Raw genomic sequence first — 13880 nt, 5'->3', positions numbered from 1 at the left:
CGCTCAAAGCATAAGCGATTCATCGCGAGCCCGTACATAAATCAAATGCGCAAAATTGTCGTCGCGCGGCCAAACCGAATGGCGGCTCCCCGCCGGGAAGCCGCCCCTGCAATGCACGCTCTGAATGACGCCTCAGGATCGATTTCTGCCCTCGATCGCTCCATAAGCGCATATCGGGCAAGCGCGACTCCAAGGCCTTGCCGGAAGCGGCGGCGATAAAACGGCGACGGCGATTGTTGTCGCCCCGCCTCAACCGACGGGCGCCGCATTGTCTTCGAACGAGAGATCGACCATCAGCTCATGGGCGATCGCCTCAAGGGCGTGGCGCAGGTCTTCGACGTGAAGATCGTCGGGCAACGTCACCAAAGCCTTGGCCTTGAACATGGCCTCGCCCGAGAACGACCCGCTCACGCATTCGCTCTCGAGTTCGGCGATGCTGACGTTCTGTTCTGCGAGGACGTGCGATATGTCGCGGATGATGCCGGGGTGGTCGAGGCCGACCAGTTCGAGGCGCAGAGTGCGGCCGGCGACCGGCGTCGGCTCTTCGCTCTTCTCGATGATGAAGCGCAGCCCCTGCGTCTCCAGCTTGCGCAAAGATGCGACAAGGGCGTCCGCTTTTTCCGGCGCGATGGCGACCAGAAGCATGCCGGCGAATTGGCCGGCAAGGCGCGCCATGCGCGTGTCGAGCCAGTTGCCGCCGCCGGCGGCGATGGTCTCGGAAACGGCGCTGACCAGGCCCGGCCGGTCGCGGCCAATGACGGTAAGAACCAGATGCGTCTGCATGGGCGCTCCCCTCCCGCGTTGACAATACGCGACGCCCCGCGCCGCTCAATGGCGGAAATCAATAATTTCCGCCTCAAACTTTATCCGACCGGCGGCTCAAGCTCCGCCGCGCCGAGCGCCCGCGCCTGGCGCGCCGCCAGCGCGTCGAGGCTGAAATCCTCCAAAGCCTCCTCGAACAGACGATGAAAATTGAGCCGGGCCGACAGATGCAGGAAGGCGCCGCCGAGGCCGATCGCCGCGCGGTCCATGAAGACGAATTCGCGCGGAATCGTCACCGGGCCTTTATCCCGCAACCCGCGCCGGACCTCCGCCGCCTCGCGCCTGCCATAGGCCCCGGCCGATACGCCATCGGCGATGGTGCGCACGCGGTCGTCGAGCAGCGGCCCGAGAATGAAGCGGGCCCAGAGCGTCAGAACCTCGATCAAATCCCTGGTCAGATTGCGGAAGCCCCAGATCGAAAAGGCCTCCGCGACCTGATCGCGCCGGCCCTCGCGCAGGCCGCGATAGAGCTGCACGACGCCGGCGACGAAAGCCGGAGGGAAGATGCGAATGCAGCCGTAATCGAGCAGGTTGATGCCGGCCGCCGCCCCCTCCGCGCGGAACGATGTGTAATTGCCAAGGTGCGGATCGCCGTGGATGACGCCGTAATGGGCGAAGGGCGACCACCAGGCGCCGAAAATCGCGCGGGCGACATTGTTGCGCTCCGCTTCCGGCGCATTGACCAGGGTCAGGATTTTTTCGCCATCGAGCCAGTCGAGGGTCAGGAGGCGGCCGGTGGACAAGGCGTCGTACACGCCGGGAACGCGAATGTCGTCGCGCCCCGCCAGCATGGCCCGGTAGAGCCGCACATGCCGCGCTTCGCGGCGATAGTCGAGCTCCTCGCGCAGGCGCTCGGCGATTTCCTGTGCCGCCTCGCCCGCGTCGATCGCCGGCTCGATGCGCCTTTGCAGCGCCAGAACCATGTCGAGCTGGGCGAGATCGGCCTCGACCGCCGAGGCCATGTCGGGATATTGCAGCTTGCAGGCGACCTCCGCGCCATCCAGCGTCCGGGCGCGATGGACCTGGCCGAGCGAGGCCGCGGCGGCGGGCTCGAGATCGAAAGCCGCGAATCTTTCGCGCCAGGCCGGGCCAAGCTCGGCGGCCATGCGGCGGCGGACAAAAGCCGCGCCCATCGGCGGCGCCTCGCTCTGCAGGCTCGCCAAAGCCTCGGCATATTCAATCGGCAGGACTTCCGGAATATTGGCGATGAGCTGGGCGGCCTTCATCAAAGGCCCTTTCAACCCGCCAAGCGCCCGGGCCAGGGCTTCGGCGTCGCTCTCCCTGCCGGCGCCGCGGCCGAGCAGACGCGCCCCGGCGAGACGCGCCGCGAAGCCGCCGGCTTGCGCTCCTACCGCCATGTAGCGGGCCGCGCGCGCGCGGAAACGGTTGGCCTCGTCGTCTCTCATGCGCCTTCCTCAACGCTGTCCATGCGCAACGCTCAATGCCCGTAGGTCCCGATCAGGCTGGCCTTGCCCAAGGCGTTCGCGCCGATCATGGCGCCGGCGGCCGAGGCGGTGGCGTGGGGCGGGAGCGCGAGCCTTTCCGTTTTCAGCGCATAAACCGTGAAATGGTAATGATGCGTCCGGTCGCCCTTGGGCGGACAGGGGCCGCCATAGCCGGGACGTCCGAAATCGTTCGCGACCTGCTTCGCGCCGGCCGGCAGGCCCGCGCCACTGCCGTCCCCGGCTCCCTGCGGCAGGCCGGTGACATTGACGGGGATATTATAGACCGCCCAATGCCAGAAGCCGCCGCGAACCGGCGCGTCGGGATCGTGGACCGTGATGGCGAAGCTTTTGGCTCCCGGCGGCGGATTGCGCCAGACGAGGGCCGGCGAAAGATTGCCGCCGTGGCAGCCGAAACTGTTATTCACGAATGTTTCCCCGATCTCGCCGCCGCCGGGGGCGATGTCGGGGCTCTTCAGCTCAAAGGCGCGCGCGCCCGCCGTGGCGGACGCAAGAAAAAGGGCCGCAGCCAGCAATCGAAGCAACGCCATCCCCACCCTCCGTTCAGGAGTCGACTGTGCAGGCGCTCGACGCGACTCGCGTCAAAACCTTGCGAATGAAAGCCTCGGTTTCCGCCGGATGGGTCACGGGCAGCATATGGCCGCCCGCGATCCAGCTCAGTTCCGCCCCCGGCGTCATGGCGCAGAAATCCGCGCCCTGCGTTTTGGCGTCGAGCAGCATGTCTCCCATGCCGAACAGCACGCCGATCGGCAGATCGAGCGCGCTGTAGCGCAGCATCATCTTCGGTAATTCGCGCGGCTGTGTGACGAGGTCGCGCGCCGCCGCGAGCAGGGCCGGAGGCCGCGCGCCGAGCAGGCCGCCGCCGCGCCGCCAGAACCCCGACGGCATGGAATCGGGCGCGAAAACCGTATCGCGCGCCATGCCGGCGCGCAGGAAGGTCACGATCGGGCCGAGCGTCCAGGCCCCGAGCCACAGCGAAAAACGGTTGTGCTTCGTCAGACCGGCGAAGAGCTTCGGCGGCGCCGGCGCAAGATGGGTGAGCGGCGCGATCAGCGCCAGGCCGCTGACCTTGTCGCGATGGTCGAGCGCCAGCGCCAGGGCCACCGCGCCGCCGAGCGAATGGCCGACCACCAGAGGCTGTTTCAGGCCGAGCGCGTCGATCGTCCGCACGACGATCGCGGCCTGTTCGGCCAAGGTCTGCGGATGGGCGTTCTGCGAATAGCCCGAACCGGGCCGGTCGATCAGCACCACCCGCCGCTCCGGGAAGCGCGCCGCAAGCGCGAAGGCGAAATGATTGAGCTGGCCGAGCAGGCCGTGGATGAACACCAGCGGCGGCTCGCTCTGGCCCGGCTGAGCGCCGCTGTCGACAATATGGAGCCGCACCCGGCTTCCCCCGCCGCCGACCTCGAGGAAATGGCCGATCGGCGGCGCGAGCGCCTCGATGACACGGATCAGCGCCCGATTGAAAAGCGCCAGAAAGCCGAGCGCGATCAGGCAGTAAAGGACCAGCCAGAGCGCGGCGACGGTCAGCATGGCCATTCCAGTTTCAGGCGGGCAGACTTTCCAGCTCGTCGATCAGCCCTTCGATCATCGACAGGCCGATATTCCAGAAGGCGGGGTCGCGCGCGTCAAGCCCGAAGGGCGCGAGCAGTTCTGAATAATGTTTCGAGCCGCCGGCCGAAAGCAAAGCGAAATATTTTTCGACAAAGCCGGGCTCGGCCTTCTGATAGACGCCGTAAAGCGAATTCACCAGGCAATCGCCGAAGGCATAGGCGTAAACATAGAAGGGCGAATGGATGAAATGCGGGATATAGGCCCAGAAGGTCTCGTAACCCGGCATGAGTTCGATCGCCGGGCCGAGGCTTTCCGACTGCGCCGCCATCCAGAGTTCGCAGACGCGCTCCGCGGTCAGCTCGCCGTGGCGGCGCTCCTCATGCAGGCTGCGTTCGAACGTATAGAAGGCGATCTGCCGCACCACCGTATTGAGCATGTCCTCGACCTTCGAGGCCAGCAGCGCGCGGCGCTCGCGCGGCTCCTTCGCCTCGGCGAGCAAGGCCCGGAAGGTCAGCATTTCCCCGAACACCGAGGCGGTTTCGGCGAGCGTGAGCGGCGTCGAAGCCATCAGCGGGCCGTTGGGCGCCGCCAGAACCTGATGCACGCCATGGCCCAGCTCATGGGCGAGCGTCATCACGTCGCGCGGCTTGCCCTGATAATTGAGCAGGACATAAGGGTGGACGGACGGGCTGGTGGGGTGGGAAAAGGCGCCCGGCGCCTTGCCAGGGCGCACCGGCGCGTCGATCCACTGGCCGTCGAAGAACTTTTCGGCGATTTCCGCCATCTTCGGGGCAAAGGCCCGATAGGCGTCGAGCACGGCGGCGCGCGCCTGGGCCCAATCGTAAACGGTCCTGGGCGCGTCGGGCAAAGGCGCGTTGCGGTCCCAATGACGCAGCTTTTCCTTTCCGAACCAGCGGGCTTTCAGCCGGTAATAGCGATGCGACAGGCGCGGATAAGCGGCGCGCACCGCTGCGACCATGGCGTCCACCACTTCCGGCTCGACGCGATTGGAAAGATGGCGCGCGGCGGCGACGTCCTTGAAGCCGCGCCATGTGTCGGAAATTTCCTTGTCCTTGGCGAGGACGTTTGAAATCAGCGCGAACACCCGCAGATTGGCCTTGAGCGTGGCCGCGATCGCGTCGGAAGCCTTTTCGCGAACCTTTTCGTCCGGGTCCTGAAACAGGTTCAGCGCCGGTTCGAGCGTCATCTCCTGGCCGTCGATCTCGAAGCGCAGCGAGGCGATGGTCTCGTCGAACAGCCGGTTCCAGGCGACATGGCCGGTCACGGATTTTTCGTGGAAGAGCTGTTCGAGCCGATCGTCGAGCTGATAGGGCTTTTCCTTGCGCAGGTCCTCGATCCACGGGCGGTAATAGTCAAGCGGCGGCTTTTCCATCGCCAGGGCCAAAGCCGCGTCGTCGAGCCGGTTGAGTTCAAGCTGGAAGAACAACAGATCGATCGAGGCGGCGGTCACCTTCTCCTGCGCGTCGCCATAGAATTTGGCGCGCGCCGGGTCGATCGTGTTCTCGGCGTAGGAAAGGCCGGCGAAGGACATGATCCGCGTCGCGAGATCGTCGATCGCCTCGTAGCGCGCGATCGCGTCGCGCAACCTCTTCGGCGCGTCCGGCGCCGCCAGCAGGCCGGCGAGCGCGCCGCGATAGACTGCGGCGAATTCCCTGCAGTCGCGGCCGAGCGTTTTCAGGTCCTCGGCAAAGCGCGGACTGTCCAGCCCGTCGTAAAGATCGTCGAGCCGCCAGCAAGGCAAATCTTCCGCGGGCGCGGCGCCGGCGCCTTGTGCGTTGCGGGGCGGGACCAATTGGCGATGGATCATGGCGGGCCAAGCCTTTGTGAGAATCGCTCTGAGATTGGAACACAATATTGGGCCACGGCCCGCCGGGATCAACCCGGACCGCCGCCCTGAACCGAAATGAGACGTTTGAGGCGCTCATTAACATCGCATTTACCCTATTCGCGCAGCATATAGGCAACGGGCGCGCCGCTCGAACGAAAGAAAGAGAATGATCTCGACCGTTTTGATCGCCGATGACGACCCCGTCCAGCGCCGGCTGCTCGAAGCCATGGTGCGCCGGTTCGGTTACGAGACGGAATGCGTCGAGGGCGGCGAGGCGGCGCTGGCGCGGATGCAGGCGCCCGACGCGGCCAGGGTCGATCTGCTCATTCTCGATCTCGTCATGCCCGACCTCGACGGCATGGGCGTGCTGGCGCGGATGCGCGAACTCAAGATGACGACACCGGTCATCGTCCAGACCGCCCATGGCTCGATCGAGGCGGTGATTTCCGCCATGCGCGCCGGCGCGCTCGATTTCGTGGTCAAGCCGGTCGGCGCCGAGCGTTTGCAGATCTCGATCAAGAACGCCCTGCGCTTCGAAGCGCTCGAAGGCGAAATCCGCCGCATCGGCCGCAGGGCCGCCGGCCAGATGACGTTCCGGGACGTTCTGTCGCGCAGCGAAGACATGGCGCGGGCGATCCGGCTCGGCGAGCGCGCGGCCAAATCCAATATTGCGGTGCTGATCGAGGGCGAATCGGGCGTCGGCAAGGAATTGATGGCCCGCGCCATCCAGGGGGCCTCCGACCGCCGCGGCAAGGCCTTCGTCACTGTGAATTGCGGGGCTTTGCCACAAAATCTGGTCGAGTCCATCCTGTTCGGCCATGAGAAAGGCGCCTTCACCGGCGCCTCCGACAAACATATCGGCAAATTCGTCGAAGCGAACGGCGGCACGCTTTTCCTCGACGAAGTCGGCGAATTGCCGCCCGAAACCCAGGTCAAGCTCTTGCGCGCCCTGCAGGAGGGCGAGATCGATCCCGTCGGCGCGCGAAAAGCCGTCCGCGTCGACGTGCGCCTGATTTCCGCGACCAACCAGAACCTCATCGAACTCGTCAAACAGGGCCGCTTCCGCGAAGACCTCTATTACCGGCTCAACGTCTTCCCCATTTCCATCCCGCCGCTGCGGGCCCGCCGCGTCGACATTCCCGACCTCGCCCGGCGCTTCCTCGCCCGTTTCAGCGCCGAGGAGGGCAAGAGATTGCGCGGACTCTCCGCCGAAGCCCTGGCCATGCTCTCGACCTATGACTGGCCCGGCAATGTCCGCCAGCTCGAAAACGCTCTTTTTCGCGCCGTGGTCCTCGCCGACGGCGACGAGCTGACGGTAGCGGAATTCCCCCAGATCGCCGCCCATGTGGAGGGCTTCGACGTCCGCGTTCCGCCGGCGCCGCCGCCCGTCGCCCAGCGCGAAATCCAACGCGAGATCGTGCGCGTCGAGGTGCGCGACCCCAATGTCCTCAAACTTCTCGACGAGAATGGCGACGTGCGCCGCCTCGACTGGCTGGAGGAAAAGGCGATCCATTTCGCCCTGACCCATTATCGCGGCCAGATGTCGGAAATGGCGCGCAAGCTCGGCATCGGCCGCTCGACGCTCTACCGCAAGATGAAGGAATATGGTCTAGCGGAGCATGTCGCGGGCGACGGCGCCGACGCCGCATGAGCGTCGCGTCGAAGGATGTGGCCTTCTTGCGACACAGGCGATTTTGCTGAAATCGCTTATTGCGGCGGCGCGGCGGTTGAATTTAACCAAGGGCGCGACTTGATATAATCTTGATATAATTGAGAGGGGAGAGCGCGGGAAAATCCGCGGGCCCCTCTTCGTGAAAGGCTCCGGCATGGTCTCGTTTGGCTCGTCCGCCGCCAGGTTAAGGACGGCGGCCGCTCTCGCGGCGCTTATCGTGGCCGGAGCGGCTTTCGCACAGGCGCAAACCCAGGTCCCGGCGCCTGCGCCCGTGGCCGATCCCGCCGCCACGCCGCCCGCGGCTGCCCCGGTCGCGACACCAGCGGCGGCGCCGGACACGCCGTCCACGGCCCAGCCCGCCGCGCCGCCAACGCCATCGAGCGCCGCCGGTCCGGCGGCGGCCGCGCCCGCCCCCGCGTTTCGGATCGTCTCGACCGAGCCGCAGGGTCCGAACAAGCCGGCGATCAACCAGGCCATTCGCGGCGCCGTCGCCCGCGACCGGGGAGCAGCCGGGCGGCTGACGGCGCAGGAGGGCGCGATTCGCCGCGCCGTGGACGCTTATTACGCCGCCCGCGGCGACGCGCCGGTCTGGCTCGACCATGGCCAGTGGACGCCGCAGGCGCGCGCGACATTCGAGCAGTTGCAGCGCGCGCCCGAGGACGGGCTCGACCTGAGCGCCTATCGGGTGTTTTCGCTCGGCGAAGGGTCCGACAAGGCTTTGGCGCTGGGCGACGTCGCTTTGTCGCAAGCGGTCGCGGCCTATGCCTTTCAGGCGAGCGGCGGCCGCATCGACCCGGCGCGGATTTCGAAGCTGATCGGCTCCAAGCCCGATGTCGTATCGGCCGCGCGGGCGCTGGATGAAACCAGCAAGTCGGACGACGCCGCCAGGACGCTGGAAGGCTACAATCCCCGGCAGTCGGGCTATCTCGCCCTGAAGGCGAAGCTCGCGGAGCTGCGCGCCGAGCCCGTCGCCATGGCCCAGCTCGCCTCGGCCGACCATGGGCGGCGGATGACCGACGCCGCCAGAGTCGGGTCGCGGCGCAGCGCCCGGCTCGAAGACGAAATCCTGACCAATATGGAGTTCTGGCGCTGGCTGCCGCGCGACCTCGGCGCCGACCGGATCATGGTGAACGTGCCGGAATTCACCGCCCGGCTCTATCGCAACAACACCCTCGTCCTGCCGGTCCGGGTCATCACCGGCAAACCGAACAAGCCGACGCCGCTCTTTTCCGACAAGATCCAATATATCATCGTCAATCCGTCGTGGAACGTGCCGCAGTCGATCATCAGGAACGAAATGATGCCGCATCTCGCGGCCTTGCGCGCCCAGGGCTATGTCATCACCGAGGTCAACGGCCGCATCCACGTCCGCCAGCCGCCGGGCGAACGCAATGCTTTGGGGCGGATCAAATTCGTCTTCCCCAACGATTACGCCGTCTATATGCACGACACCCCGACGCGCAACCTGTTCTCGGCCTCGCGCCGGGCCTTCAGCCACGGCTGCGTGCGCGTCGATCAGCCCTTCAAACTGGCCGAGGACCTGCTGCAGCCGGAAAACGGCTGGACCGAGGCGCGAATCAAGAAACTGCTCGGCTCGCACGAGCGGCGCGTGACGCTTCCTCAGCCGATGCCGATCCATATCGTCTATTTCACGGCGACAGTGGACGATGCCGGCGACCTGAAACAATTCGACGACGTCTATGGCTACGCCCGCAAAGTGGGCGAATTGCTCGGGCTCGGCGGCAAATCCGAACGCGGCTGATCACGCAATCGTGATCCCGCCCCAAAATTGCCTTGAATTTTGGTAATTTCGCCACAAGCGGCAAAAAAGCGTGGGCGCCGCCGATTTTTTGTCAAGCTGTGGCTTCGCCGCGACAGTTGCGCTAAGGAAGCGGCCCCGGACGGGGCGTCGGAAATGATTTCCATCAAGGGAATCGTTACCATTTCCGTTAAGTTTGCGTCCGGGCCGATCTGAAGACAATAATTGGGAGCGCGTTCGCTTTTGCCAAAATTCGCCGCGAAACAGGCCCTGCTGGCCATTGCCCGGCCCTTCGGCAAGCGCTTCTGCGTCGCCGCCCTCGGCCTTCTCGCCCTTCTGGCCCCCAGGGCGCTGGAATCCGCCGACGCCAATGGCGACACCCGCACGCTCTATCTCTATCACGCGCACCGCAAGGATTCGATCGCGGCGACTTTCCGCGTCAACGGCCATTACGACCTGGCGACGCTCCAAAAGCTGAACTGGTTCCTGCGCGACTGGCGCAACGACGAAGAAACCAAGATGGACCCCCGGCTGTTCGACGTGCTGTGGGAAGCCTATCGCGGCGCCGGCCGCATGGGTCCGGACGATCCGATCATCGTGCTTTCCGCCTATCGCTGCCCGGCGACCAACGCCATGCTGCGCCGCCGCTCGCACCGGGTGGCCGAACATTCGCAGCACATGCTCGGCAAGGCGATGGACACCACCATTCCCGGCCTGTCGATGGAAAAGCTGCGCGAGATCGGCATGCGCATGGAGCGCGGCGGCGTCGGCTATTATCCCACCCTCAATTTCGTCCATCTCGACGTCGGCGGCGTGCGCCACTGGCCGCGCATGAGCTATGACCAGCTGGCCAAGCTTTTCCCCGACGGCAAGACCGTCTTTATCGCCTCCAACGGCAAGACGCTGCCCGGCTATGAAGAGGCCCGCGCCGAGATTATGGCGCGCGGCGGCCAGGCGCCGACCGTCGCCGAGGCCAATTCGGGCGGCATTTTCGGCTTCTTCGCCAAGCTGTTCGGCGGCGGCCGGGACGAGGAGGAGGACCGCCAGCTCGAGCGCGCGCCGGCGCCGACCCGCGTCGCCACGGCGCAGCCGGAGGCGCCCGCCCCGCGCCAGATGATGGCCGACGCCGAAGCCAATCTGCCGCACGGCGAAACCTATATGGGCGCGGGCGACGCCGGAGGTTACGGCCGGCAGGCGATTACCGCGCAAGAGCCCGCCGCCCGCGCCGCGGCGCAGGAGGCGCCCGCCGTTCCGACGCCGCCCGTCCGGCCCGCCGCCGCGGAGCCGCCACAGACGGCGGAGGCCGCGACCCCCGCCCCGGTCCTCGATCTCCCGACGCCGCCGCGCCGTCCCGACGACCTCTTCGCCGCGTCCGACGCGCCCCTGCCGCCGCCGCGCCCCGTCGAACTCGCCGCTTTACCCGATGTGATCACGCGAGGCCCGGCAGCGGGCGCGTCCCTTGGTTGGTCGTTGAAACTGCGGCCTTCCGTCGCCGAGACGGCGCCGGGCGCCGAGACGCTCGCTTATGCGGCGACCGCGGCGGGCGCCGTGCCCCTGCCGCCGCCGCGCCCGCCCATGCCGTCGCTCAGGGCCGCCGCGCGCGGCAAGGCGGCGGAACAGCGCGCCGTAAAGGCCGTTGCTCGCGAGATGACTCCCGCCCGCCTCGACCGCGCCTCTATCGAGGCGCTGGCGGCGCCGACGCGGCAAAGCCGCGCCCGTCCCCCCGTCCGCGCCGGTTTCGCGCCGGCTTTGCGCGCCGCGTCGAGATTGGACGCCCTCTCGGGCGCCGCCGCCGTGGACGGCGCGCCGACCGGCTTCAAGTCAAAGGCCGCGCGCCTAAGCGCCAATTCCTTCACGCCGGACTGACGCTTTTGCGCGCGATCGCCGCGCAATCCGTTTGGTTAATCCGCTGTTAACGATACGGCTTTAACGTTCGTAATGCGCGACCTCGCCGCGCCTTTCCATCCGGGAAATCGAGCGATGAATCTTGATCCCATCGACGCACGCGAATTCGCCAAAGCCCGTCGTCCCCGCCGCAATCCCGCCGCCTGCCAATGGCGGCAATTGCTGCGCCTTTCCATTCTCGCCGCCTTCGCGCTCGGGCTGGTTTCGCTGACGATCAATCCGGGCCCGGTGATGACGGCGGCCGCTGTGGCCGCGCAAGGCCCCGATCCTGTTTGAGGCTTTGCGCACAGATCGGGCGGCCCTCGCCCGGCCGAGCGGAATGGGCTAATATCGGGTCATGCCGATCGCTCGCCGCCTCCCCTCTCCCGGCCCGGCCCGAAATGCGCGGCCGCGCCAAATCCTGTTCGGCCTCTTCGTGGCGCTCGTTCTGCTGGCGGGCTGGGCGCCGGCGGCGGCGGCGCAGAACTCCATCGTCGATTTCTTCGGCTCCATCTTCACGCCGCGCGGCGAGAATCCGCCCGTCGAGCGGCGGCTGCGCCAGCGCCCGCGGCGCCACAACCTGACGAGGCCCGCCGCTTCGAGTTCGACCGAATCGGAATCGCGGCGCGCGCGAAGCGGCGCGACAGCGAAGCGCGAGGCGCTTGGCGAAATGCAAGGCCCGCAGCAGCCGCCCAGTTTTTTCATCGCCGTGATCGGCGACAGCCAGGCCAATATGCTGGCTCAGGGCCTCGCCCAGGCCTTCGCCAGCGATCCGCGCGTCGAGATCATCAACAAGGCCAAGGTGGACAGCGGCCTGGTGCGCGACGATTTCTATGACTGGCGCGCGGCCGCCAGGGCCCTGGTCGACGGCCCGCAGCATATCGACGTCGCGGTGATCGAAATCGGCATCAACGACAATCAGAAGCTCCGGCAGGGCGCCAAGGGCGGACTCGAACCCCTCGGCAAACCGTTCAACGATGTTTACGCCAAGAGGGTTGAAGAACTCGCCAGGATTTTCCGCGACAAGAACATCCCGCTGGTCTGGGTCGGCCTTCCGATCATGCGCAGCCAGACCCTTTCCAATGCCGCTTTGGTCTTCAACGACATCGACCGTCAATATGCCGAAGCGCAGGGCGCCCATTTCGTCGATCTCTGGGAGGCTTTTTCCGACGAAAACTCCGCCTATCGCGCCTGGGGACCGGACGTGAACGGCGCGATCGTCCGGCTGCGCTCCGCGGACGGCGTTCATTTCAACAAGACCGGCGCCCGCAAGGCGGCGCATTTCGTCGAGCCGGAAATCCGGAAAGTTCTCGAAGCCAAACTCAAGCCGCCGGAGACTCCCGCCAATCCCGCGCCGACCCCGGCCCAGCCGGCGACGCCCGCGCCCCCGCAGGCTTCGGCGCCCGCCGCGCCGGCGCCGAAGCCGATCGCTGGAAAAGTCGAAAGCCTGACCGACGCGGCTCTGTCGCCTGGCGGCGCGCTCGCCCCCGCCGGCCCGGCGCGGGCGGCGCCGGATTCCTCGCCGGTCCAGCCGGGCCGGGCCGACGATTTCAGATGGCCGGCGAAATAGGCTCGTCGCCGATCGGCGCGAAAACCGAAGCGTAAAATTCGAGCGCGACCTCGCCGCGCTGATTGACCCCCAGATTGCGGCTGGTGATCAGGCCGAGACCCTCCTTCGAGGTTTCGCGCTTGGCGACGACCTGGGTCGAAAAGGCAAGCAGATCGCCGACCAGCACCGGCCGGCGCCAAAGCATGTCCCTGAAGCCCGGCGAGGCGCGGCTCTGCAATCGGCCGAGCCGCAGGCGCGCCGCGACGAAATGGCTCATCCAGCACGAGGCGGTGTGCAGGCCGGCGGCCGACATCGCGCCGAGAACATGGGCGCGGCCCGCCGCCTCGTCGATATGGAAGGGCGCGGGGTCGTATTTCAGCGCATAAGCGCGGATTAGGTCGGCCGTGAACAGCGTTTCGCCCAACTCCGCATAGGCCCCGACCCGCGCGCGCGGAAAATCCTCGGGCATGGCGCCGGCCGGATCGTCGATCCGCTCGGGAGGCGGGGAAGCGGGCGGGCGGCGGGGCGCGGCGGCGGCCGGCGAAACAAGCTTCTCGCGACGGCCGAACAGCATCGCGATCCTCTGCGTCATGACCTCCTGTCCCGCCTGGTTGCGAAGCGACGTCGCGAAGGTGGCGATGCCGGCGTCGGGGCGGGAGCGCAAGTCGCGCTTTTCGACGGTCGTGGTTTGGGCCGTCAGCCGGTCGCCGGGCCGCACCGGCGCCAGCCAGCGATTGTCCTCTATGCCTATGCCGGCCACGACCGAACTGTCGTTGAGCCAGGCGTCGATCATCATGCGCATGAGCGCCGAACAAACCTGCCAGCCCGAGGCCGCCAATCCGCCAAGAATGGTCTTTTTCGCGGCCGCGGCGTCGAGATGAAAGGGCTGGGCGTCGTAAGCCGCCGAAAAGTCGAGGAGTTCGGCTTCGTCAATCAGCCAGTCGCCGTAATCCCGGGTCTCGCCGACCTGAAAATCCTCGAAGAAAATCAGACTCATCCTTGCCTCCTTTGGCGCGATTCTGGCCCAGGAGGCGCGCTTGGGCATAGCGGCAATCTTGCAAAGCAAGCTATGCGTTAGTCGCATATCTGCATCGCAAATTCCGAAATTGTTGTGCGACGCACAATACCGCATAAGGGCCCCACTCCACGTAGCGGATCGACTTTCCTCCCCTGTCGCTCCGTGTGGACAGACTAGCTGCGCCTCAGTGCAAGCGATGCCGGACGCCTCCGCGTCCGGCTTTTTTTTGCCTCATCGGAGGACTTGCCCGAAGGCAAGGCTTGCGCCACGTTGCGCAATCCAATCTGGGATTCGGCCCAAGTATCTGGCC

The 13880-nt window shown here is 66.6% G+C and carries 11 protein-coding genes; 5 read left to right on the top strand and 6 right to left on the bottom strand.

Translation table 11 applies throughout. The annotated features are described in order from the left end of the window. Positions 1-249: 249 nt before the first annotated feature. The 5 genes from K2U94_RS06865 to K2U94_RS06845 all read right to left on the bottom strand — a co-directional run bounded on the left by K2U94_RS06865 (position 250) and on the right by K2U94_RS06845 (position 5667). Positions 250-783: a glycine cleavage system transcriptional repressor gene (locus K2U94_RS06865; RefSeq protein ID WP_243066494.1), complete on the bottom strand. Its 534-nt coding sequence runs from the start codon at positions 781-783 to the stop codon at positions 250-252. Between the two features lie 80 nt (positions 784-863). After that, the gene (locus K2U94_RS06860; protein WP_243066493.1) at positions 864-2228 is read right to left on the bottom strand and encodes an ABC1 kinase family protein; all 1365 of its coding nucleotides are present in this window, start codon (positions 2226-2228) and stop codon (positions 864-866) included. Positions 2229-2260: 32 nt separating this feature from the next. Next, a complete protein-coding gene (locus K2U94_RS06855) occupies positions 2261-2815 on the bottom strand; it encodes a YbhB/YbcL family Raf kinase inhibitor-like protein (RefSeq protein WP_243066492.1) in 555 nt (184 codons plus the stop codon). Between the two features lie 13 nt (positions 2816-2828). Then, positions 2829-3818: an alpha/beta fold hydrolase gene (locus K2U94_RS06850; protein ID WP_243066491.1), complete on the bottom strand. Its 990-nt coding sequence runs from the start codon at positions 3816-3818 to the stop codon at positions 2829-2831. A gap of 13 nt (positions 3819-3831) precedes the next feature. Then, complete coding sequence (locus K2U94_RS06845) at positions 3832-5667, bottom strand: M3 family oligoendopeptidase (protein WP_243066490.1); 1836 nt, start codon at positions 5665-5667, stop codon at positions 3832-3834. 187 nt (positions 5668-5854) lie between these two features. Between K2U94_RS06845 and K2U94_RS06840 the strand changes: the two genes are divergently transcribed. The 5 genes from K2U94_RS06840 to K2U94_RS06820 all read left to right on the top strand — a co-directional run bounded on the left by K2U94_RS06840 (position 5855) and on the right by K2U94_RS06820 (position 12573). Continuing rightward, positions 5855-7339, top strand: coding sequence for a sigma-54-dependent transcriptional regulator (locus tag K2U94_RS06840; RefSeq protein ID WP_243066489.1), 1485 nt, complete (start codon positions 5855-5857; stop codon positions 7337-7339). 238 nt (positions 7340-7577) lie between these two features. Next, entirely contained in the window at positions 7578-9122 is a 1545-nt protein-coding gene (locus tag K2U94_RS06835) for a L,D-transpeptidase family protein (RefSeq protein WP_243066488.1), read from the top strand. Between the two features lie 240 nt (positions 9123-9362). Continuing rightward, on the top strand, positions 9363-10985 hold the full coding sequence (locus tag K2U94_RS06830) for a peptidoglycan L,D-endopeptidase MepK (protein WP_243066487.1): 1623 nt from the start codon (positions 9363-9365) through the stop codon (positions 10983-10985). A 114-nt stretch (positions 10986-11099) separates the two neighbouring features. Continuing rightward, positions 11100-11300 (top strand): hypothetical protein, encoded by a 201-nt coding sequence (locus K2U94_RS06825; protein WP_243066486.1) that lies wholly within the window; start codon positions 11100-11102, stop codon positions 11298-11300. Positions 11301-11361: 61 nt separating this feature from the next. Further along, on the top strand, positions 11362-12573 hold the full coding sequence (locus K2U94_RS06820; protein WP_243066485.1) for an SGNH/GDSL hydrolase family protein: 1212 nt from the start codon (positions 11362-11364) through the stop codon (positions 12571-12573). Here K2U94_RS06820 and K2U94_RS06815 read toward each other — a convergent pair. Then, a complete protein-coding gene (locus K2U94_RS06815) occupies positions 12554-13549 on the bottom strand; it encodes a MaoC/PaaZ C-terminal domain-containing protein (protein WP_243066484.1) in 996 nt (331 codons plus the stop codon). The two genes, K2U94_RS06820 and K2U94_RS06815, sit on opposite strands and share 20 nt — an antisense overlap. Between the last annotated feature and the right edge of the window lie 331 nt (positions 13550-13880).

Origin of the sequence: Candidatus Rhodoblastus alkanivorans (genome assembly GCF_022760755.1) — a bacterium.
In the GTDB taxonomy this organism is placed as follows: Bacteria; Pseudomonadota; Alphaproteobacteria; order Rhizobiales; family Beijerinckiaceae; genus Rhodoblastus; species Rhodoblastus alkanivorans.
Note: the sequence above shows the minus strand (reverse complement) of the source record. Positions and strands in the feature narration are given on the sequence as shown.

What these genes read in the sequence shown, in the direction of transcription:
- K2U94_RS06845 (WP_243066490.1), bottom strand. Translation starts at nt 5,667, where the DNA reads ATGATCCATCGCCAATTGGTCCCGCCCCGCAACGCACAAGGCGCCGGC.
- K2U94_RS06840 (WP_243066489.1), top strand. Translation starts at nt 5,855, where the DNA reads ATGATCTCGACCGTTTTGATCGCCGATGACGACCCCGTCCAGCGCCGG.
- K2U94_RS06850 (WP_243066491.1), bottom strand. Translation starts at nt 3,818, where the DNA reads ATGCTGACCGTCGCCGCGCTCTGGCTGGTCCTTTACTGCCTGATCGCG.
- K2U94_RS06865 (WP_243066494.1), bottom strand. Translation starts at nt 783, where the DNA reads ATGCAGACGCATCTGGTTCTTACCGTCATTGGCCGCGACCGGCCGGGC.
- K2U94_RS06855 (WP_243066492.1), bottom strand. Translation starts at nt 2,815, where the DNA reads ATGGCGTTGCTTCGATTGCTGGCTGCGGCCCTTTTTCTTGCGTCCGCC.
- K2U94_RS06820 (WP_243066485.1), top strand. Translation starts at nt 11,362, where the DNA reads ATGCCGATCGCTCGCCGCCTCCCCTCTCCCGGCCCGGCCCGAAATGCG.
- K2U94_RS06860 (WP_243066493.1), bottom strand. Translation starts at nt 2,228, where the DNA reads ATGAGAGACGACGAGGCCAACCGTTTCCGCGCGCGCGCGGCCCGCTAC.
- K2U94_RS06825 (WP_243066486.1), top strand. Translation starts at nt 11,100, where the DNA reads ATGAATCTTGATCCCATCGACGCACGCGAATTCGCCAAAGCCCGTCGT.
- K2U94_RS06815 (WP_243066484.1), bottom strand. Translation starts at nt 13,549, where the DNA reads ATGAGTCTGATTTTCTTCGAGGATTTTCAGGTCGGCGAGACCCGGGAT.